The sequence below is a fragment of the Aromatoleum buckelii genome (assembly GCF_012910785.2).
In the GTDB taxonomy this organism is placed as follows: domain Bacteria; phylum Pseudomonadota; class Gammaproteobacteria; order Burkholderiales; family Rhodocyclaceae; genus Aromatoleum; species Aromatoleum buckelii.
Genome location: NZ_WTVH02000010.1, coordinates 1,079,467 through 1,098,715, shown reverse-complemented (window position 1 = coordinate 1,098,715; position 19,249 = coordinate 1,079,467). Strand labels below are relative to the sequence as shown.

Genomic DNA, 19,249 nt, shown 5'->3' with positions numbered 1-19,249 from the left:
TCCTCGCCCGGAGCTTTTCGCAACCCGCTTTTCGCAGACCCACTTGTGCGCCGCGACATTTTGCGGAAAACTCCGGCTCTCCTCAGGAGTCCCCCATGAGCTACCTCCAGGACGACAAACCCGTCACCCTGTTCGAAATTGGCAAGATGCGCGCCGAAGGGCGCAAGATCAGCATGCTCACCTGCTATGACGCGAGCTTCGCGTCGCTGCTCGAGCGCGCCGGGGTCGACATCCTCCTCGTCGGTGACTCGCTCGGCAACGTCGTGCAGGGACAGAAGTCCACGCTGCCGGTGACGCTGGAGCACATGATCTATCACACCGAATGTGTCGTGCGCGGTGCGACCCGCCCGTTCATCGTCACCGACATGCCGTTCGGTTCGTGTCACGAGAGCTCGTCGCAGGCGATGCGCAACGCTGCCCGCCTGCTCGCCGCCGGCGCGCAAATGGTCAAGCTCGAAGGCGGCGCCTTCATGGCCGAAACCGTCCGCTTCCTCGTCGAACGCGGCATACCGGTATGCGCCCACATCGGGCTCACGCCGCAGTCCGTGCACCAGTTGGGAGGTTATCGCGTGCAGGGGCGCAGCGAGGCCGCAGCGGCGCAGTTGAAGGCCGATGCGCTGGCGCTGCAACAGGCCGGCGCCGCGCTGATGGTCATGGAAATGGTTCCCGCCGCGCTCGCTCGGGAAATCACGGCCAGCCTCGCCTCGATGGCGACGATCGGCATCGGCGCGGGACCGGACTGCGACGGCCAGGTGCTCGTGCTGCACGACATGATCGGCGTCTATCCGGGCAAGAAAGCGCGCTTCGTCAGGAATTTCATGACCGGGAAGACAGGCATCGACGAAGCCGTCGCGAGCTACGTCCGAGCGGTCAGGGACGGCAGTTTTCCCGCCCCCGAACACTGTTATTGAGCCGCGCCCTTCGCGCTCCGAGACCTCGCCATGCAGATCCACACCACCATCCAGAGCCTGCGCACTGCCCGCGCTGCGGCCAACGGCAAAGTCGCCCTCGTGCCCACGATGGGCAACCTGCACGACGGGCACATCGCGCTGATGCGGCAGGCCGCAGGCCATGCCGATTCGATCGTTGCGAGCATTTTCGTCAACCGCCTGCAGTTCGGCCCGCGCGACGACTTCGACCGCTATCCCCGGACATTCAAGGACGACTGCGAAAGGCTCGAGGCGGCGGGCGTCGCCCACCTGTTTGCGCCGGACGAAGGCGAGATGTACCCGCAACCGCAGCAGTACCACGTCGACCCGGCGCCGGCGCACGTCACGATCCTCGAAGGCGAGTTCCGTCCCGGCCACTTCCGCGGCGTCGCGACGGTCGTGCTGAAGCTCCTCAACATCGTGCGCCCGGACGTCGCGCTGTTCGGCAAAAAGGACTACCAGCAGCTGATGGTGTTGACGAACATGGTGCGCGAACTGGCCGTCGCGGTCGAAGTGGTGCCGGGCGAGACGATCCGCGCAACTGACGGGCTCGCGCTGTCGTCGCGAAACGGCTACCTGTCTGCCGAAGAGCGTGCCGAAGCGCCGCGGCTGTACCGCGAACTCGCCCGCATCCGCGATGCGGTGCGGGGCGGCGATCGCGATTTCCTGAAGCTCGAAACCGAGGCGACGGCCGGGCTCGCCGCGCATGGCTGGCACCCCGATTATGTCGCCGTGCGCCGCCGTTCGGACCTGCAGCCTCCGGGTCACGCGGACGATCCGCTGGTCGTCCTCGCCGCGGCGAAGCTCGGCCACACGCGGCTGATCGACAATCTCGAAATCTGAACTGAATCGGGCGCCGCCCGCCCGCTTGCCCGCGCAGGTGGCGCTTGCGTCCGCGCCGAAGTCGATTCAAGCTATGACGACGTGTTCATCGGTGCCACCCGGCACGGCAGCCAGCGACAAGAGGAGGGAAGCAGCAATGACCACCACGACAGTGCGGCAGATTCTGGAAACGAAAGGCGCGGGCGCGCACGCGGTGTCACCGGCCGTCAGCGTGTTCGATGCGCTGGCAGTCATGGCCAAGCACGACATCGGCGCCGTGCTGGTGACGGAAAACGATCACCTCACGGGGATATTCACCGAACGGGACTACGCGCGGAAACTGGTGCTGAAAGGCCTCAGTTCGAAAGAGGCGACGGTTGGCGAGCTGATGACGCCGAACGTCTGCACGATCACGCCATCGCACACCGTCGATGAGGTCATGAACATCATGACCGAGAACCGCTTTCGTCACCTGCCGGTCGTCGAGCGCGGCAAGATCGTTGGCATCGTGACGATCGGCGACGTCGTCAAGTCGATCATCGTCCAGCAGGAAGAGACGATCAGCCACCTGTCGAGCTACATCGCCGGCGACATCACGAACTGAGGGGCAGCGGCGACGCAGTCTGCAGGACCGGCTGCGCGGGCCGCGGAGCACACTGCACCCGGCCCTGCTCACCTCGTCTTCCGATTCCGGCTGGCTGCGCCAGCGTCCCGCTAGCGACCGTCCTGCAGCGCCTTGTCGATGATCTCCGCGACGTCGGGTGACAGTCCGGTGACACTACGCACGCGCTCGAGCTGCACGCCGACACGATCCCGGATTTCCGGAGTGAACCGGCGCCAGCTCTCGAGCGCCCGCGCGACGCGCGACGCGACCTGGGGGTTGCGCCGGTCGAGCGCCCGCACCTGGTCGGCCCAGAACACGTAGCCGCTGCCGTCCGGCAGATGGAACTCTGCAGGGTTGGCGCGGAAAAAACTCCCGAGCAGCGCATAGACCTTGTTCGGATTCTCGATGCTGAACCCCGGATCGTCCATCAGCATGCGCACTCGTTCGAGCACCGGCGCCGCTTCGGCATCCCAACGCCACGCGCCGGCCTGCAGCGCGAACCACTTGTCGAGCACGAGCGCGTCGTCACGGTAGCGGCGGTGAAACGCGTCGAGCGCCGCCTCGCGCGCCGGACTTGCGCTGTTGACCAGCGCGGCGAGCGCGCCGAAGCCTTCCGTCATGTTGTCGAAACGCTCGAACTGCGCGTGCGCCCGCTCGAGACCTTCGCCGACTCCGGCGGCAGCGAGATACTTCAGCGCGAGGTTGCGCAGCGCGCGTCGTCCCGCATCGGCGGGGTGATAGCGGTACGGCCCGCTCACTTCATGCTTGCGGTAAAGCGTCAGCCACTCGTCGCTGAGCGCCCCGCCCAGTTCGCGCATCAGCGCCATCAGCGCCGCGCGCAGCGGCGCCGGATCGGCGACCGCCATCCGTTCGAGCAGATAGGCTTCGGCCGGTAGCGCAGCCGCCTGGGCCCTGAAGGCGGGGTCGAGCGCGTCGTTCGTCAGCAGGGCGCGGAAGGCGCTGACGAAAGCGTCCGGCACCGCCAGCGGACGGCCTGCGGCAGCGTCGGCAGCGAGCGCAAGGACAACCCGTTCCGCATAGCGCTGCGCCGCGTCCCAGCGGTTGAACGCATCGGAGTCGTGGGCCATGCGGAACGCGAGGCGCGCGTCGTCCTCGTCGAGCTCGAGAATCACCGGGGCGGAAAAACCGCGCAGCAGCGAAGGAACGGGCTCGAAGTCGAGGTCCGTGAACTGGAAGCTTTGCTCCGCTTCGGTCAGCTCGACCAGTTTCGTCGTCGCGCCGTGGTTGTCGGCCTGCAGCCGCAGCGGCAGGTCGGTGCCGTCCGGCCCGATCAGGCCTACCGCGACCGGTATCACGAGCGGCAGCTTTTCAGGCTGGCCCGGCGTCGGTGGAGTGTGCTGTGTCAGCGTCAGCGTCAGCGTGTAGCTGCGGCTTTCGGCGTCGTAGCGCCCTTGCGCCGTGACTCGCGGCGTGCCGGCCTGGCCGTACCAGCGCATGAACTGGTCGAGGTCGCGGCCGTTCGCTTCGGCCATGCAGTCGACGAAATCGTCGCAAGTCACCGCCTGCCCGTCGTGATAGCTGAAATACAGGTCCATGCCGTTGCGAAACCCTTCCGCTCCCAGCAGCGTGTGCAGCATGCGGATGACTTCGGCGCCCTTCTCGTACACTGTCGCGGTGTAGAAGTTGTTGATTTCCTGATAGCTATCCGGGCGGATCGGGTGCGCCATCGGCCCCGCATCCTCGGCAAACTGCGCGGTGCGCAGCACGCGCACGTCGTCGATCCGCTTCACCGCGCGCGCCGACGCGGCAGCGGCCTCGCCTCCCGCCTCGGCCATGCGTCCGAGCATGTCAGCGGAGAACTGCTGGTCGCGGAATACCGTCAGCCCTTCTTTGAGTGTGAGCTGGAACCAGTCGCGGCAGGTCACGCGGTTGCCGGTCCAGTTGTGGAAGTACTCGTGCGCGACGACGCTTTCGATATTCTCGTAATCGACGTCGGTGGCCGTGTCGGGCTTCGCCAGCACGTACTTCGAGTTGAAGATGTTGAGGCCCTTGTTCTCCATTGCGCCCATGTTGAAGTCGCTCACGGCGACAATCATGAAGCGGTCAAGATCGAGTTCGAGGCCGAAAGTCTCTTCGTCCCAGCGCATCGAATGGATCAGCGAATCCATCGCGTGCCCGCTGCGGTCGAGATTGCCGTCTTCGACCCATACCTGCAGTAGCACCTCGCGCCCGGACGCGGTGTTCACCCGCCGTTCGAGCGACACCAGATTCGCCGCGACGAGCGCGAAGAGATATGACGGCTTCGGAAACGGATCCTCCCACCTGGCGTAGTGTCGGCCCCCGTCGAGCGGTCCCTGTTCGATCAGGTTGCCGTTCGACAACAAGACCGGGCACGTCGCTGCGTCCGCCTCCAGCGTGACGGTGAAACGCGTCATCGCGTCAGGCCGGTCGGGAAAGAAAGTTATGCGGCGAAAACCTTCCGCTTCGCATTGGGTGAAGAAGCCGCCGCGAGACAGGTAGAGACCCGAAAGCGTGGTGTTCGCCGACGGGTCGATGCGGGTGGCGATTTCGATTTCCGCGCTTTCTCCCGCCAGCGCGATCTCGATTCCGTCAGCGGTCCGCGTCATTGCATCGGGCGCCGGTTGCGCTCCGTTGACCGTCAAGTCGAGCAGCTCGATGTCTTCGCCGAAGAGCCGCAGCGGGGCCGCGGGCGCGAGCGCGTTGCGTACGCAGCGCAGACGGCTTTTGACGATCGTCGCCACCGGATCGAGGTTGAAGTGCAGGTCGAGGTGGTCGATCCGCCACGCGAGGGGCACATAGGCGGAGCGAAGAATGCTGGGGGCGTTTTCCGTTTTCATTGTCGTCTCCGGTCGAACCGGATCCCTTCAGGCAAATTCAAAGTATACGCAGGATTTGGGAGGGACGAATGCGCCGCGCGGAGGGGGGAAGACCAACGACGGTTCGCGTCACGACGCAGAAGGCCGCTTCGCTGCCGCCGCAAGCGGCACCAGCTGCGTAAGTCCGACGCGGCGCGGGGTCAGGCTGGCCGAAACACGACGCGCGTTCCGGCGAGCCGGTCATGCAGGAACTGGCGGTCGCGGTCCACGAGCGCCCACGCCAACCCCAGACCGAAGCACAGCACGGAAGGCCACGCGAGCGTGTAGCGCAGCCAGGCTGTCGCGAGCGGCAGCGCGCGTCCGTCCGTCGCCGTCACGAGCTGCAGGCGCCAGGTCTGCATCGCCAGCGTCTGGCCGTGCCGCCGCCAGTACCAGACGAAGTACGCTCCCAGCACCAGATACACATGCAGCCACGCGAACCATCCCGCGGGAGCGACGTTCAGGACGACGCCGAGCACAAGATACGGGACCATGAACGTCAACCCGAGGACACCGAGCAGGAGCAGTGATTCGTACAGCATGCTGGCGAGGCGGCGACGCAGGCCGGCCAGTTCGACGCGGGGGCGCTGCGGCAAAGGGGTGTTCAATCGAAGATCCAGTCTGGCTAGAGTTTCATTTGTCGTCCGCGCGCAACGGCGAGCGCGGCTCGGAGCGGCGATCGCGCCTGTCGTGCTGCGGCTGGCGTTCTTCCGGCGGGATGCTGCGGTAGCGCTGCCACAGCTCGGGCAGCGACTCCCGCTTGTCGGGGGGAATGTTGCGCAAGGTCCGGTACTGGTCGCGCGCCCGTTCGCGCTGTTCGGGCTGGAGATCGGCCCACGCCTTCATGCGGGCGCGGATGCGCTCCTGCTCCTCGCGCGTGAGCCGGCCATAGCTGTTGGCAATGCCGATCCATTTCTGCCGGTGGGGCTCGCTCAGGCTGTTCCAGTCGTCAGCGAGCGGCGCGAGGATTTGCCTCTGTTCGGCGTTCAAATCGCGCCATCCGGGCGCTCCGATCGGCGTCACCGCTCCCGCAGCACCGGCGAAAACCAGCGTTGCGATCAGGATTGCGAGTCTTGCTGCAGCCATGCCTTGAAATCCGCGTCGAGGTAAGCGTCGATCGGCAGGTCGTCGATCAACAACGCCGTATCCACTTCCTGAAGGGAGTTGACGCGCGACCAAGTCACCCAGTAATCGCCGGCAAGCACCGTCGCGAGGACCGCGAACACCAGTACGGCAGGCCTGAGCACGGCAGGAAGCATCAGGCGAAAACGAAGCTTCCGGCCGAAAAACCGTCCAGACTTTCCGGCCCGGGAACTCGCCCGAAGCGCCTCTTCGCGTGCACTGCGCAGCCGGCAAGCGAGCTCGCCGTCGATTTCGCGGGTTGCGGCCGAAAGATGAACCGCGAGCTTGTGCCCGAACTCCTGTTCGTTCATAACACGATCCCCTTTGCCTTGAGGGCTGCCGCCAACGTTTGCGTGGCGCGCGAACAGTGGGTCTTCACGCTCCCTTCCGAACACCCCATCGCAGCGGCGGTTTCGGAAATATCCATTTCCTCCCAGTAACGCAGCAGGAAGGCTTCGCGTTGACGATTGGGCAGGCGGGCGATTTCCCGTTCGATCGCCGCCATCGTCCTCGCGCGTTCGAACTGCGCGTGCGGCGTGCCGGCGTGAGCGGCATCGGAGTCGGCAGTCAGCGTATCGAGGGGATCCGCATCGTCGTCGCCCGACGTGAATGACGACAGCAGCGTCGTCCACGCGTTACGCACCTTCTGCCGCCGCAGCGCGTCGTAGATCACGTTCTGCAGGATGCGCTGGAACAGCAGCGGGAGTTCGGCGGGCGGACGGTCGGCGTAGCTGACCGAGAGCTTGAGCATCGCGTCCTGCACCGCATCGAGCGCCGCCTCGTCGGTCCTCAGCGCGTACACGGCCTGCTTGAACGCACGCTTTTCGACGCCTTCGAGGAAGGTCGAGAGTTCTACCCGGGAAGCCAGCTGTGAGTCCTTCAGAAGCCCGACTGTTCAGTGGTTTGCTGCAACGCGGCGGCAGCCTTGACCAAATGTCGAGTGACCGGTAACGTTCGCTGTTTAGAACGTAACAATGAGCGAGTTTGTAATGGTGCTGACTGGTGCGGAAATTGTAATCAGGTGTCTTCAGGAAGAAAAGGTCGAATATGTGTTCGGCTACCCTGGCGGCGCCGTCCTCTTCATCTACGACGCACTCTTCAACCAGGACAAGGTACGCCACGTACTGGTGCGCCACGAACAGGCCGCAGTGCACGCGGCCGACGGCTTTGCGCGCAGCACCGAAACCGTAGGCGTCGCGCTGGTAACTTCCGGCCCGGGCGCGACCAACGCCATCACCGGCATCGCCACCGCCTACTGCGACTCGATCCCGATGGTGATCATCAGCGGCCAGGTTCCGACCGCCGCGATCGGCCAGGACGCGTTCCAGGAAGTCGACACCGTCGGCATCACCCGCCCGTGCGTCAAGCACAACTTCCTCGTCAAGGATGTCCGCGACATCGCGACGACGATCAAGAAGGCGTTCTACCTCGCCAAGACCGGCCGTCCGGGGCCCGTGCTGGTCGACATCCCCAAGGATGTCTCGATGCACAAGTGCGAATTCGAGTACCCGCAAGAGGTCTCGATGCGTTCGTACAACCCGGTCGTCAAGGGCCACCAGGGGCAGATCCGCAAAGCCGTGCAGCTGCTGCTCGAAGCCAAGCGCCCGATGATCTACACCGGCGGCGGCGTCGTGCTGTCGGATGCCGCCGAACAGCTCACCAAACTCACCCGCCTGCTCGGGTTCCCGATCACCAACACGCTGATGGGCCTCGGCGGTTACCCGGCGAGCGACCGCCAGTACCTCGGCATGCCCGGCATGCACGGCACGTACGAAGCCAACATGGCGATGCATTACAGCGACGTGCTGCTCGCCATCGGCGCGCGCTTCGACGACCGCGTCATCGGCGACCCGGCCAATTTCGCCGAAGAGCCGCGCAAGATCATCCACGTCGACATCGACCCGTCGTCGATCTCGAAGCGCGTCCGCGTCGATGTCCCGATCGTCGGCGACGTCAAGGAAGTGCTCGAAGAGATGATCCGGCAGATCGAAGCCTCGTCCGCCCGCCCGGATGCCGAGAACGTCGGCACGTGGTGGAAGCAGGTCGACGAATGGCGCCGCCGCGACTGCATGAAGTTCAAGAACTCGGACGAGATCATCAAGCCGCAGTTCGTGATCCAGAAGCTGTGGGAAGTGACCGGTGGTGAGGCCTTCGTCACGTCCGACGTCGGCCAGCATCAGATGTGGGCCTCGCAGTACTACCGCTTCGACAAGCCGCGCCGCTGGCTCAACTCCGGCGGCCTCGGCACGATGGGCGTCGGCCTGCCCTACGCGATGGGGGCGCAGCTCGCGCACCCCGGCTCGCCGGTCGCGTGCGTCACGGGCGAAGCCTCGATCCAGATGAACATCCAGGAACTGTCGACGTGCAAGCAGTTCCGGTTGCCGATCAAGATCGTGAACCTCAACAACCGCTATCTCGGCATGGTGCGCCAGTGGCAGCAGCTCTTCCACGGCGAGCGCTACTCCGAGTCGTACATGGATTCGCTGCCGGATTTCGCGAAACTCGCCGAATCCTACGGTCACGTCGGCTTCAAGATCGAAAAGCCGGCCGACGTCGAAGGCGCGCTGCGTGAAGCGTTCGGCCGCAAGAACGACCTGGTGTTCCTCGACTTCCAGATCGACCAGACCGAAAACGTTTACCCCATGGTCCAGGGCGGCAAGGGTCTCACCGAGATGATCCTGTCCGCCGAAGACCTGTAATCACCGTTCGTTTCGCGGGGCGCGCCGACACAACCCACGGCGCGCCGCGCGACGGGGCGCTTACCGGCTCCCGTCGCCGCGGATGCCGGCCTCCGGCAGTCCGTATCCGCGGGAGCACGGTTCAATCGTAGACCTCGAAAGAGAACATCATGAGACACGTCATCTCCCTGCTGATCGAGAACGAATCCGGCGCGCTGTCGCGTGTCTCGGGGCTGTTCTCGGCGCGCGGCTACAACATCGAATCGCTGACCGTGGCGCCGACCGAAGACGCCTCGATGTCACGCATGACCATCGTCACCTCCGGGTCCGACGACATCATCGAGCAGATTACCAAGCAGCTCAACAAGCTGGTCGAAGTGATCAAGGTCGTCGACATTTCCGAATCGGCGCATATCGAGCGCGAGCTGATGATCACGAAAGTCCGCGCAACCGGCAAGGACCGCGACGAGATGAAGCGCATGGCGGACATCTTTCGCGCCCGCGTCATCGACGTGACCGACACCTCTTACGTGATTGAGCTCACCGGCAGCCAGTCGAAGCTCGATGCCTTCATCGATGCCATCGATCCGGCGCTGATCCTCGAAATTGTCCGCTCCGGCGTATGCGGCATCGGCCGTGGCGACCGCATCCTGAAAGTCTGACGGCGAACTCACCTGCCGAACTAGCCATTTGCGACCGGTGCGAGCGCCGCTACCATGGCGAGCGCCGGAAGCACTCCCATCGAAAGTTGAAAGGAACAACATGAAAGTCTATTACGACAAGGACGCCGACCTCTCCCTGATCAAGGGCAAGCAGATCACCATCGTCGGCTACGGTTCGCAGGGCCATGCGCACGCGCAGAACCTGAAGGATTCCGGCTGCAAGGTCACGGTGGGTCTGCGCAAGAGCGGTGCCTCGTGGAAGAAGGCCGAAGCGGCCGGCCTCGACGTCCGGGAAGTCGCCGAAGCGGTCAGCAGCGCCGACATCGTCATGATCCTGCTGCCCGACGAGAACATCCCCGCGGTGTATTACAACGACGTCGAGCCGAACATCAAGCAGGGCGCGACGCTCGCGTTCGCGCACGGTTTCAATGTGCATTACAACCAGGTCGTGCCGCGCGACGATCTCGACGTCATCATGGTCGCGCCGAAAGGCCCCGGCCACACCGTGCGTTCGGAATACCTCAAGGGCGGTGGCGTACCGTCGCTGATCGCGGTGCATCAGGACCGCTCCGGCAAGGCCAAGGACATCGCGTTGTCGTACGCCGCGGCCAATGGCGGCACCAAGGGCGGCGTCATCGAGACGAACTTCCGCGAAGAAACCGAGACCGATCTCTTCGGCGAACAGGCGGTGCTGTGCGGCGGGGCCGTCGAGCTTGTGAAGATGGGCTTCGAGACGCTGACTGAAGCCGGCTATGCACCGGAGATGGCCTACTTCGAGTGCCTGCACGAGCTCAAGCTGATCGTCGACCTGATGTACGAAGGCGGCATCGCGAACATGAACTACTCGATCTCGAACAACGCCGAGTACGGCGAGTACGTGACCGGCCCGGAAGTCATCAACGAGCAGTCGCGCGAAGCGATGCGCGCCGCGCTGAAGCGCATCCAGACCGGCGAGTACGCGAAGATGTTCATCCAGGAAGGCCGCACGAACTATCCGTCGATGACGGCGCGCCGGCGCCTCAACGCAGCGCATCCGATCGAACAGGTCGGCAGCCAGCTGCGCGACATGATGCCGTGGATCAAGAAGAACAAGCTCGTCGATCAGTCGAAAAACTGAGCTGTCTCGGACAGCAGGCCGGGTTCCGCGTCTTGCCGGAACCCGGCCTTTTTTTATCTCGAGTACATCATGCCCAACAATTATCCCCACCCGCTCCTCGCCCGCGAAGGCTGGCCTTTCATCGCGATCGCGCTCGCAGTCGCGCTGGTCATCAACGGCGCGGCCGGCTTCGGCTGGGCGCTGCCGTTCTGGCTGCTGTTCATCTTCGTCGTGCAGTTCTTCCGCGATCCGCCGCGGCCGATCCCGCAGGGCGCGAAGGACGTGCTGTCGCCTGCCGACGGTCGCATCGTCGCGATCGAGCCGGTACGCGATCCGTATCTCGACCGGGACAGCGTCAAGATCAGCGTGTTCATGAACGTGTTCAACGTTCACTCGAATCGCAGCCCCGTCGATGGCGAAGTCGTCGCACGCTGGTACAACGCCGGCCGTTTCGTCAATGCCGCGCTCGACAAGGCCTCGGTGGAGAACGAACGCAACGCGCTGCACCTGCGCACCCGGGACGGGCACAACGTCACCTGCGTGCAGGTCGCCGGCCTGATCGCACGGCGCATTCTGTGCTATGTCGAAGCGGGAGCGTCGCTTGCCCGTGGACAGCGCTACGGCTTCATCCGTTTCGGCTCCCGCGTCGATGTCTACCTGCCCCCAGGCAGCCGCGCTCGGGTGACGATCGGCGACAAGGTTTCGGCATCGAGCACGATCCTGGCCGAGCTGCCCTGATTGCGCGGGGCATGTCATGACATCCCGGGGCTGCGCTAGAATCGTCATTCGGCATCCCGGCCCATAGCGGAACACGCCTCTTCATGCCCATGATCTCCCCCGAGAAACGCCGGCGCGGCATCTACATACTGCCGAACCTTTTCACCACCGCGGCGCTGTTCGCAGGTTTCTACGCGATCGTGCAGGCGATGAACCTGCGTTTCGAACATGCGGCGGTGGCGATCTTCGTCGCGATGGTCCTCGACGGCCTGGATGGCCGCGTCGCACGCCTGACCCACACCCAGAGCGAATTCGGCGCCGAATATGATTCGCTTTCCGACATGGTTTCGTTCGGCGCGGCCCCGGCGCTAGTGATGTACGAGTGGGCGCTCAAGGACATGGGGAAACTCGGCTGGATCGCGGCGTTCATCTATTGCGCCGGCGCGGCGCTGCGACTGGCGCGCTTCAACACCAACATCGACGTCATCGACAAGCGCTACTTCCAGGGACTCCCAAGCCCTGCGGCCGCGGCGTTGATTGCGGGATTGGTGTGGGTCGTCATCGACAACGGCCTGACGGGCGAAGACGTGCGCTGGTTCGCCGCGGCGCTGACGATCTTCAGCGGCCTGTCGATGGTTAGCAACGTACTGTTCTGGAGCGGCAAGAGCATCAACCTGCGCAAGAGCGTGCCGTTCATCGTCGTCATCGCGCTGGTGCTGGCCTTCGCACTGGTATCGAGTTACCCGCCGGGGGTACTGTTTGCGCTTTTCCTCGGCTATGCCATCTCCGGCTACGTGGTCTACATCTGGCGCTTCATGCAGCGGCGGCGCATGCAAGAAGCGGCCGTCGGACCGCGAGACGACGAATCCGCCCCCTGAGCCCCGCCTGCAAGAGGCGCGCAGCGCAAGGCCGGGAGGCGAGCCCGCCCCACGCTCTGGGAGCGGCGAGTTCCCTGCGGAACTGCACCACCCCTGAGGATTCGCCCGCGCAGGCCGCTCTTCAGGCGCGCAGTTCCGCAGTCAAGCGCTTCAGGTCGAGCGTGCGGGCACGCTGGGCGATTTCCGGCGCGTAACGGTCCTGTAGCCCGCGCGCGCTGTCGGTGAGTTGGGCGAAACTCGTCTTCAGCGCCGCGGCGTCGAGCTTGCGCCCGTCCGCGTAATAGCGCTTCGCGACATGTCCGAGCGCATAAGTCGTCGCGAACGAGAACACCGAGCCCGTCGCCTCGCTACCGATCGTCCGGCCCGCGCCGCCCAGCATCTTGCCGAGCAGTCCGCCGACGAGCTTGCGGCCGAACTGCTCGACGTACTGTGACGTCAGGCCGACTCCGACGGTCGCGAGAAAATCGGCGATGTGCCGCCGGTCCAGTTCGAAGCCGTGCGCCTTGCCGACGCGATACACGAGCCGCGTCTGCAGCGGGATGATCGCCATCGACGCCAGCGACTCGGGCAGCAATTCCAGCGCGCCGTTCAGGATCGCGGCGTTGAGGATCATCTTGTCGAGTTCGGCCTGGTCGGGTCCGGTGGCGGCGGGTATTTCGGTGATCGGCTTGTCGACCGGCGCCTCGGCAAGCGCATCGGCATCGCGCACGATGGCTGCCGACGCGGCCCGCGCCAGTCCGAGCACGCCGCTGAGCCGGTCGAGAAAAGCAGTTTCGCCGGCATCATGCACGCCGTCCGCGTCACACACGCCGACCGCCATCTCGAACGCGAGCTGGCGCAGTTCCGGACTGCCGAGCGCTTCGACCGCCTGCTCGAGGCTGATGCGCTTGAGCAGCACGTCCTGATACAGCGGCATGAAGTCGATGCCGGCTTGCGCCGACAGCGACTCGGCAACGCGGCGGACGTGCTCGCGCTCGCGCGGGTCCTGGTGTCCATCGGCGAACGCCGCCATCAGGCAGATGGTGATCAGGGAGCGGGTCTGTTCTGGATTCATTGCTGTCTCTCACGGTACGTTGGAAAATTCGAGGGCCGACATTGCGGCGAAACCTACGCCGCCGGCAGCGTGAGCACGACGCGCAGGCCGCCGGTCGAGGCCGCGTCGAGCCGCACGTCGCCGCCATAAAGTTGCGCGAGGTCACGCACGATCGCCAACCCGAGCCCAGAGCCGGGCGTGCGTTCGTCGGCGCGCACGCCGCGCCCGAACACGGATTCGCGTTCCGGCGCCGCAAGCCCGGGGCCGTCATCGTCGACGACGATCACGAGCTGGCTGCGCTCGACCGCCACGCGGATCTCGACACGGCGGCGCGCCCATTTGCACGCGTTGTCGACGAGGTTTCCAAGCATTTCCTGGAAATCCTGCTCTTCGCCGCGAAAAGCGGGTTCGCCGGCGCAGGCTTCGATCACAATCTCGAGGTCGCGTTCCGCATGCACGCGCTTCATCACCCGCACCAGCGATTCGACCAGCGGAAGGACTGTCGTGCGCATTCCGGGCACTTGCACCGCGGCGGCAGCGCGCGCGCGCGCCAGATGGTAGTCGACCTGACGCTGGGCGGTCGCGACCTGCTCGGAGACGAGACGGGCGAGCGGGCCGTCCTCGCGCGCCGCAGCGTTGCCGAGCACCGCCAGCGGCGTCTTGACGGCGTGGGCGAGATTGCCTGCCTGGGTACGCGCGCGGGTAACCACTTCGGCGTCGTGCTGCAGCAACGCGTTGAGTTCGTCGACGAGCGGCTGCACTTCGTTCGGATAGGCGCCGTTCAGGCGCCGCGTGCGCCCGTCGCGCACTTCGCCGAGCGCACTGCGCAGCCGGCGCAGCGGCGCAAGCCCGACCGATACCTGGAGCACCACCGCGGCGACGAGACCGGCCGCCAGCACGCCGAGGGCGATCGCAAGCAGGCCGACGAACTCGCGCACCGGGTCCGTCATGACGCGCTCGTCCGCGGCGACGATAAGGCGCAGCGGCTGGTCTGGGAAAGCGGCCGGGCGGACTACACGCTCCATCATCACCACTTGGGCACGATCCGGTCCGGCGATGCGGTGGACGTGGAGTTCGCCGTCGGCCGGGCTATCCGCGGGCACGCGGAGCGTCGTGTCCCACAGTGAACGCGAACGCAGCACCGCGGGCTGCCCCCCGTTCGCAGCGCGGTCGATCTGCCAGTAGAGTCCGGAATACGGCTTCTGCAGCCGCGGGTCGCTCAGTTCGGCGCGCAATCGCGGGGTGCCGTCGATGGCGAAATCGAGATTCGCGGTGAGCTGGTCGAGATGGATGCGCAGTTCGGCTTCGAACCGCTCCGCGGCATGGCGCCGGAAAAGATCGGCGAGAACGAATCCGGTCACCGTCAGCGTCCCGAGGATCCACACCAGGCTGCCCGCGAGCAGCCGCACGCGCAGCGAACCGGGCGGTGCGCCGAACATGTTCACGCGGGACAAACCATGCGGTAGCCGAGGCCTCTGACTGTTTCGATCATCCCGGCGGGAAGCTTCTTGCGCAGACGACCGATAAAGACTTCGATGGTATTCGAATCGCGGTCGAAATCCTGGGCGTAGATGTGCTCGGTGAGATCGCTGCGCGACACGATCTCGCCCTGGTGGTGCATCAGGTAATCCAGCACGCGCAGCTCGTGGCTGGTCAGGTTCACCGCCTGGCCATTCACGCTGACGCGTCCGGCGCGCGTGTCGAGCAATACCGGACCGCAGGCGAGCTCGGCGCTGGCGTGGCCGCCGGCGCGCCGGATCAGTGCCCGCAGGCGCGCGAGAAGCTCTTCCATGTGGAACGGCTTGGTGAGGTAATCGTCGGCGCCGGCATCGATCCCGGCGACTTTTTCATGCCAGTTGTCGCGTGCGGTGAGGATCAGCACGGGCATCGTGCGTCCGGCCGCGCGCCATTTCTTCAGCACCGTGATCCCGTCCATCAGCGGCAGGCCGAGATCGAGCACCACCGCATCGAGCGGCTCCACGTCGCCGATGAAGTGGGCATCCCGCCCGTTGTCGGCACGGTCGACCGCGTAGCCGGCAGCGGCGAGCGCTTCGACAAGCTGCGCGGCGAGTGTCGGTTCGTCTTCGACGACCAGGATATGCATCAGCGCTTTCCCCCTGTTCCCGGTGCACGTTCGCGATCACGCAGGACGACTCCGTCGCGTGCGTCGATCTCCAGTTTGACGAGCGCCCCGCCCGCCTTCAGCACCTTGATTTCGTATATCCAGCGGCCCTTTTCCTGTTCGAGCTCGACTTCGATGACCTGTCCCGGGTGATCGCGCTCGACGTTGTCGAGTATCCGTTGCAGCGGCATCACCTCGCCCTGCTCGACCGCGCGGCGGGCGCGATCGTGGTCGTGCTCGTCATCGGCGAGAAGAGCAGACGGTCCCAAGGCAAGGACGGACGACACGATGACGGCAATGAGGGAAACGAAGCGCACGAGTGACTCCTGGTTGTAGCGATCTGCTGCGAGTGTTCCGGCAGCCCCGTTTTTAGCAGCGTCGCCATGAACGCACCGTGAACGGCTGCTTCAGCTTCGGTTCAGGTAGGTCTTTCCACACTGCAGTCACGGTTCGCAATGGCCCTCACCAGCCCTCTCGCCCGGAACCACAGTGCCGCCACGACAAGGATGGAAACATGACCCCCACACGCTATGCAATCGGTTTCCTTTGCGCCTTCGGCCTCGCATCGACGGCAATCGGCGGCCCGCGGGAAACCCTGATCGATCGCTATGCGGCGGCGGCGAAGGCCGCCGATCCCGGTTTTTCCGGGTTTTCGGCCGCCCGCGGCGAAACCCTGCACCGTACGCAACACAACACGGGCAAGGCCGACACCCCGGCCTGCACGTCCTGCCACGGAAACGACGCCCTCAGCGCCGGCCGCACCCGCACCCGCAAGCCGATCGAGCCGATGGCGCTGTCAGTTTCGCCGGAGCGTTACAAGGACGCCGCGAAAGTCGAAAAGTGGTTCAAACGCAACTGCGACGAAGTGCTGGGGCGCGAATGCACCTCGCTCGAAAAAGGGGACTGGCTCGCCTACATGATGAACCAGTGATCGCCCTTCCCCACCCTTCCACGCCCTTCCGAACCGTTTTGCCTGCAAGGAAAGGAGAATCACATGAACATTCCCATACGTTCGGTCGTCGCCGGCCTGCTCGTCATCGGCCTGACCGCCGCGGTGCTGACCAAGGCCCGTGCCGGCGGCGACGATTATTTCCCGCCCGTCAAGGACAAACCCACTGTCGACGAATGCGGCAGCTGTCACATGGCGTTTCCGCCGGCGATGCTGCCGGCCGCATCCTGGCAACGCATGATGGTCGAGCTCGACGACCATTTCGGTGACAACGCCAGCCTCGACCCCCAGACCGCCGCTCATGTCACACGCTATCTCGTCGATAACGCCGCCGACGCCGGTGGGCGCCGCTACGGACGCAAGCTGATGAAAGGCGTGCCGGCGGGGGCTTCTCCGCAGCGCATCACCGAACTGCCGAAATGGGTCCGCGAGCATGACGAGGTATCCCGCAGCGAATGGCAGCACAAGGACGTCGGCTCGAAGGCCAACTGTCCCGCATGCCACGTGGACGCCAACGACGGCTATTTCGAGGACGACTGACCAATGCCCGGACGATGAATGCAGCATGAACACGCGCTTCAGGCTTCGTTCAGCACCCCCCTCGCACAATGACGTCACGGTCACACCCCGACCGACAACCGAGAAACACAAGGAGATCCAACCATGCGCACTTCACACCTCGTCACCGCCATCGCCCTCAGCGCCGGCCTGCTCGCCACGGGCGTCACGATCGCCCCGGCATTCGCCCAGAACGCCCCCATCGACAGCGCCGCCACCGCCAGCACCGCCGAACGGGGCAACTGGCTGTCGATTCCGCAGATCCACGACAAGGTCGTCGCCGCAGGTTATCGCGACATCAGCGAAATCGAACGCGAAGACAACGCATACGAAGTCAAGGCCATCGACCGCGACGGACGCAAGGTGAAACTCGTCGTCGATCCGACGAACGGCGACCTCGTCCGCGCCGATCGCAAGGGGCGCGACGGGCGCCGTGGCGATGACTCCGGAGCCCGATCGACGAGCGACTCCGACCGCGACACGGAGCGCGACAACCGGCGCGAGGACGGCCGCGAGGCGGAGCGCGGCACCGAACGTAACTCCGAGTTCGACCCCAGCGCCCGGCTGACCCGCCCCGGCCTGGGGGTCTGAGTGAACGGCCCGGTTCGGCCAATGCCGCCGCCGGGCCCTTTTCCGCCCCCCGTCACGCGGACACGGCCATGAAGACTCTACTCGCCAGCTTCCTCGCGCTCGTGACCCTCGCCTGGGCAATCACTTCGTCATCGAGCCCCGCCGAGGGGGCCTCGCTGCCCTGGGCCGTGCGGCAGGAGGCGTTGTACCTCACCGGGCTGTGGGCGTTTTCGCTGATGTCGCTGGCGATCGTGCTGGCGACGCGGCCGGCGTGGCTCGAGCAGCCGCTGGGCGGCATGGACCGGATCTACCGCGTGCACAAATGGTCGGGCATCCTCGCGATCAGCTTCGCTGCGTTGCACTGGCTCATCGAAATGTCCGACGGCGTCATCAAGTCTGTGGTCGGCCGCGAAGGCCGGTTGCCGAAAGAGCACGAAGGCGGCTTTCTCGAAATCATGCGCGACGTTGCCGAGGATTTCGGCGAATGGGCGATCTACGCGCTGATCGCGATGCTCGTGCTGACGCTGTGGAAGCGCCTGCCATACCGGCTGTGGCGCTACCTGCACCATGCGATGCCGATGCTGTACGGCATGCTCGCGATCCACGCCGGGTTCCTCGCGCCCCTCGACTACTGGACGAGCGCGATCGGTGCCCTGCTCGCCCTGTTCATCGCCGCCGGCACCGTTTCGGGCTTGCGCTCGCTGTCCGGACGCATCGGGCGGGCGCGCCAGGTCGAAGGCAATATCGAGGTCGTGCGCGAACAGGCGTCCGGCCTGACGGAGGTCGTCTGCCACCTCGAGGACAGCTGGCGCGGCCATCAGCCCGGGCAGTTCGCGTTCGTCACGTTCGATCACGTCGAAGGCGCCCACCCCTTCACGATCGCCTGCGCCGACCGCGGCGACCGGCGCATCACGTTCCAGATCAAGGCCCTGGGCGACTATACGCAGGGCCTGGCGGCACGGCTCGCCGCCGGCCAGCCGGTAAAGGTCGAAGGACCGTACGGCCGCTTCGACTATCGCCGCGGCACGCGCAAATCGGAACAGGTGTGGATCGCCGGCGGCATCGGCGTCACGCCTTTTCTCGCGTGGCTCGAGTCGCTGCAGGAAGCGCCGGCCGAAGCCCCGGCTGCTCACTTTTACTATTGCACGCGCCAGCGCGACGACGACCCGTTCGTTGCACGCCTCGAATCGCTGTGCGCCGCGCTGCCGACGATCCGCCTGCATGTCGTCAGCACCGACCGCGACCGGCCGCTGACCGCCGAAGCGCTGCATGCCCGTCACGCCGGTGAGCGCCAGCCGGAAATCTGGTTCTGCGGACCACGGGCTTTTGCCCAGGCACTGCGCAGCGGACTGCGTGGTTTGGGCATGGGGCGAGTCCGGTTTCACCAGGAGGCGTTCGAAATGCGCTGAAGCCGGACGCAATCGCGAAGATCGACAAAAACAATCGGCCTCGCGCTTGCGCAATTTCCGGCCCCTGTTTTATAGTCCTGAGCATGACTTTCGAACGCGACCCCTCCCTCCTGTCGCTTCGCCTTCTGCCGGCGGGCCTGCTGCTCGGCCCGCTGCTGCGCCCCGCGCGCTAAATATATTCCCCCTCCCTTCGTGTTGTTTGCCTGCTGCCGGCGTGAAAGCGCCGGCACTTGTCATATCCGCTTTCGCTATCCCATTTCCCC

The 19,249-nt window shown here is 65.4% G+C and carries 21 protein-coding genes; 12 read left to right on the top strand and 9 right to left on the bottom strand.

Annotated elements, in window-relative coordinates; genetic code table 11:
* Positions 1-95: 95 nt before the first annotated feature.
* The 3 genes from panB to GO608_RS15800 all read left to right on the top strand — a co-directional run bounded on the left by panB (position 96) and on the right by GO608_RS15800 (position 2,355).
* Positions 96-911 carry a 3-methyl-2-oxobutanoate hydroxymethyltransferase gene (panB, locus tag GO608_RS15810; RefSeq protein WP_169199410.1) on the top strand — a complete coding sequence of 272 codons (816 nt, stop codon included), beginning with the start codon at positions 96-98 and terminating at the stop codon, positions 909-911.
* 30 nt (positions 912-941) lie between these two features.
* Positions 942-1,772 (top strand): pantoate--beta-alanine ligase, encoded by an 831-nt coding sequence (gene panC / locus GO608_RS15805; RefSeq protein WP_169199409.1) that lies wholly within the window; start codon positions 942-944, stop codon positions 1,770-1,772.
* A 136-nt stretch (positions 1,773-1,908) separates the two neighbouring features.
* Entirely contained in the window at positions 1,909-2,355 is a 447-nt protein-coding gene (locus GO608_RS15800) for a CBS domain-containing protein (RefSeq protein ID WP_169199408.1), read from the top strand.
* Positions 2,356-2,465: 110 nt separating this feature from the next.
* Here the strand turns inward: GO608_RS15800 and pepN are convergent, their stop codons facing one another.
* From pepN to GO608_RS15775, 5 genes are all read right to left on the bottom strand, one after another.
* Positions 2,466-5,174 (bottom strand): aminopeptidase N, encoded by a 2,709-nt coding sequence (pepN, locus tag GO608_RS15795; RefSeq protein ID WP_169199407.1) that lies wholly within the window; start codon positions 5,172-5,174, stop codon positions 2,466-2,468.
* Positions 5,175-5,353: 179 nt separating this feature from the next.
* The gene (locus GO608_RS15790) at positions 5,354-5,800 is read right to left on the bottom strand and encodes an RDD family protein (RefSeq protein ID WP_169199406.1); all 447 of its coding nucleotides are present in this window, start codon (positions 5,798-5,800) and stop codon (positions 5,354-5,356) included.
* A 25-nt stretch (positions 5,801-5,825) separates the two neighbouring features.
* The gene (locus GO608_RS15785; RefSeq protein ID WP_169199405.1) at positions 5,826-6,278 is read right to left on the bottom strand and encodes a DUF3106 domain-containing protein; all 453 of its coding nucleotides are present in this window, start codon (positions 6,276-6,278) and stop codon (positions 5,826-5,828) included.
* Positions 6,251-6,625, bottom strand: coding sequence for a DUF3619 family protein (locus GO608_RS15780; RefSeq protein WP_169199404.1), 375 nt, complete (start codon positions 6,623-6,625; stop codon positions 6,251-6,253). Before GO608_RS15780 ends, GO608_RS15785 begins: the two co-directional genes overlap by 28 nt.
* On the bottom strand, positions 6,622-7,182 hold the full coding sequence (locus GO608_RS15775) for an RNA polymerase sigma factor (RefSeq protein WP_169199425.1): 561 nt from the start codon (positions 7,180-7,182) through the stop codon (positions 6,622-6,624). Before GO608_RS15775 ends, GO608_RS15780 begins: the two co-directional genes overlap by 4 nt.
* A 121-nt stretch (positions 7,183-7,303) precedes the next feature.
* On the opposite strand from GO608_RS15775, the gene GO608_RS15770 reads away from it, so the two are divergent.
* From GO608_RS15770 to pssA, 5 genes are all read left to right on the top strand, one after another.
* Positions 7,304-9,013, top strand: coding sequence for an acetolactate synthase 3 catalytic subunit (locus GO608_RS15770; RefSeq protein ID WP_169199424.1), 1,710 nt, complete (start codon positions 7,304-7,306; stop codon positions 9,011-9,013).
* A gap of 149 nt (positions 9,014-9,162) precedes the next feature.
* Entirely contained in the window at positions 9,163-9,654 is a 492-nt protein-coding gene (gene ilvN / locus GO608_RS15765) for an acetolactate synthase small subunit (protein ID WP_053419588.1), read from the top strand.
* A gap of 100 nt (positions 9,655-9,754) precedes the next feature.
* Positions 9,755-10,771, top strand: coding sequence for a ketol-acid reductoisomerase (ilvC, locus tag GO608_RS15760; protein WP_169199403.1), 1,017 nt, complete (start codon positions 9,755-9,757; stop codon positions 10,769-10,771).
* A 69-nt stretch (positions 10,772-10,840) separates the two neighbouring features.
* A complete protein-coding gene (locus GO608_RS15755) occupies positions 10,841-11,488 on the top strand; it encodes a phosphatidylserine decarboxylase (protein WP_169199402.1) in 648 nt (215 codons plus the stop codon).
* Between the two features lie 83 nt (positions 11,489-11,571).
* Complete coding sequence (gene pssA / locus GO608_RS15750; RefSeq protein ID WP_169199401.1) at positions 11,572-12,345, top strand: CDP-diacylglycerol--serine O-phosphatidyltransferase; 774 nt, start codon at positions 11,572-11,574, stop codon at positions 12,343-12,345.
* A 121-nt stretch (positions 12,346-12,466) separates the two neighbouring features.
* Here pssA and GO608_RS15745 read toward each other — a convergent pair whose 3' ends face one another.
* From GO608_RS15745 to GO608_RS15730, 4 genes are read right to left on the bottom strand one after another with little or no spacing between them, the layout of a single operon-like run.
* Entirely contained in the window at positions 12,467-13,399 is a 933-nt protein-coding gene (locus GO608_RS15745; RefSeq protein WP_169199400.1) for a YcjF family protein, read from the bottom strand.
* 53 nt (positions 13,400-13,452) lie between these two features.
* The gene (locus tag GO608_RS15740; RefSeq protein WP_169199423.1) at positions 13,453-14,817 is read right to left on the bottom strand and encodes a sensor histidine kinase; all 1,365 of its coding nucleotides are present in this window, start codon (positions 14,815-14,817) and stop codon (positions 13,453-13,455) included.
* A gap of 2 nt (positions 14,818-14,819) precedes the next feature.
* A complete protein-coding gene (locus GO608_RS15735; RefSeq protein WP_169199399.1) occupies positions 14,820-15,482 on the bottom strand; it encodes a response regulator transcription factor in 663 nt (220 codons plus the stop codon).
* The gene (locus tag GO608_RS15730; protein WP_041646641.1) at positions 15,482-15,817 is read right to left on the bottom strand and encodes a PepSY domain-containing protein; all 336 of its coding nucleotides are present in this window, start codon (positions 15,815-15,817) and stop codon (positions 15,482-15,484) included. Before GO608_RS15730 ends, GO608_RS15735 begins: the two co-directional genes overlap by 1 nt.
* Positions 15,818-16,014: 197 nt before the next feature.
* On the opposite strand from GO608_RS15730, the gene GO608_RS15725 reads away from it, so the two are divergent.
* The 4 genes from GO608_RS15725 to GO608_RS15710 all read left to right on the top strand — a co-directional run bounded on the left by GO608_RS15725 (position 16,015) and on the right by GO608_RS15710 (position 18,986).
* Positions 16,015-16,431 (top strand): DUF1924 domain-containing protein, encoded by a 417-nt coding sequence (locus tag GO608_RS15725; protein ID WP_169199398.1) that lies wholly within the window; start codon positions 16,015-16,017, stop codon positions 16,429-16,431.
* Positions 16,432-16,494: 63 nt separating this feature from the next.
* Positions 16,495-16,989: a diheme cytochrome c gene (locus GO608_RS15720; RefSeq protein ID WP_169199397.1), complete on the top strand. Its 495-nt coding sequence runs from the start codon at positions 16,495-16,497 to the stop codon at positions 16,987-16,989.
* 123 nt (positions 16,990-17,112) lie between these two features.
* The gene (locus tag GO608_RS15715) at positions 17,113-17,598 is read left to right on the top strand and encodes a PepSY domain-containing protein (protein ID WP_169199396.1); all 486 of its coding nucleotides are present in this window, start codon (positions 17,113-17,115) and stop codon (positions 17,596-17,598) included.
* A 68-nt stretch (positions 17,599-17,666) separates the two neighbouring features.
* Positions 17,667-18,986, top strand: a complete 1,320-nt coding sequence (locus GO608_RS15710; RefSeq protein ID WP_169199395.1) for a ferredoxin reductase family protein — start codon at positions 17,667-17,669, stop codon at positions 18,984-18,986.
* The last annotated feature ends 263 nt before the right edge of the window (positions 18,987-19,249 follow it).

What these genes read in the sequence shown, in the direction of transcription:
- panB (WP_169199410.1), top strand. Translation starts at nt 96, where the DNA reads ATGAGCTACCTCCAGGACGACAAACCCGTCACCCTGTTCGAAATTGGC.
- panC (WP_169199409.1), top strand. Translation starts at nt 942, where the DNA reads ATGCAGATCCACACCACCATCCAGAGCCTGCGCACTGCCCGCGCTGCG.
- GO608_RS15800 (WP_169199408.1), top strand. Translation starts at nt 1,909, where the DNA reads ATGACCACCACGACAGTGCGGCAGATTCTGGAAACGAAAGGCGCGGGC.
- pepN (WP_169199407.1), bottom strand. Translation starts at nt 5,174, where the DNA reads ATGAAAACGGAAAACGCCCCCAGCATTCTTCGCTCCGCCTATGTGCCC.
- GO608_RS15785 (WP_169199405.1), bottom strand. Translation starts at nt 6,278, where the DNA reads ATGGCTGCAGCAAGACTCGCAATCCTGATCGCAACGCTGGTTTTCGCC.
- GO608_RS15780 (WP_169199404.1), bottom strand. Translation starts at nt 6,625, where the DNA reads ATGAACGAACAGGAGTTCGGGCACAAGCTCGCGGTTCATCTTTCGGCC.
- GO608_RS15770 (WP_169199424.1), top strand. Translation starts at nt 7,304, where the DNA reads ATGGTGCTGACTGGTGCGGAAATTGTAATCAGGTGTCTTCAGGAAGAA.
- ilvN (WP_053419588.1), top strand. Translation starts at nt 9,163, where the DNA reads ATGAGACACGTCATCTCCCTGCTGATCGAGAACGAATCCGGCGCGCTG.
- ilvC (WP_169199403.1), top strand. Translation starts at nt 9,755, where the DNA reads ATGAAAGTCTATTACGACAAGGACGCCGACCTCTCCCTGATCAAGGGC.
- GO608_RS15755 (WP_169199402.1), top strand. Translation starts at nt 10,841, where the DNA reads ATGCCCAACAATTATCCCCACCCGCTCCTCGCCCGCGAAGGCTGGCCT.
- pssA (WP_169199401.1), top strand. Translation starts at nt 11,572, where the DNA reads ATGCCCATGATCTCCCCCGAGAAACGCCGGCGCGGCATCTACATACTG.
- GO608_RS15745 (WP_169199400.1), bottom strand. Translation starts at nt 13,399, where the DNA reads ATGAATCCAGAACAGACCCGCTCCCTGATCACCATCTGCCTGATGGCG.
- GO608_RS15740 (WP_169199423.1), bottom strand. Translation starts at nt 14,817, where the DNA reads ATGTTCGGCGCACCGCCCGGTTCGCTGCGCGTGCGGCTGCTCGCGGGC.
- GO608_RS15735 (WP_169199399.1), bottom strand. Translation starts at nt 15,482, where the DNA reads ATGCATATCCTGGTCGTCGAAGACGAACCGACACTCGCCGCGCAGCTT.
- GO608_RS15725 (WP_169199398.1), top strand. Translation starts at nt 16,015, where the DNA reads ATGACCCCCACACGCTATGCAATCGGTTTCCTTTGCGCCTTCGGCCTC.
- GO608_RS15720 (WP_169199397.1), top strand. Translation starts at nt 16,495, where the DNA reads ATGAACATTCCCATACGTTCGGTCGTCGCCGGCCTGCTCGTCATCGGC.
- GO608_RS15715 (WP_169199396.1), top strand. Translation starts at nt 17,113, where the DNA reads ATGCGCACTTCACACCTCGTCACCGCCATCGCCCTCAGCGCCGGCCTG.
- GO608_RS15710 (WP_169199395.1), top strand. Translation starts at nt 17,667, where the DNA reads ATGAAGACTCTACTCGCCAGCTTCCTCGCGCTCGTGACCCTCGCCTGG.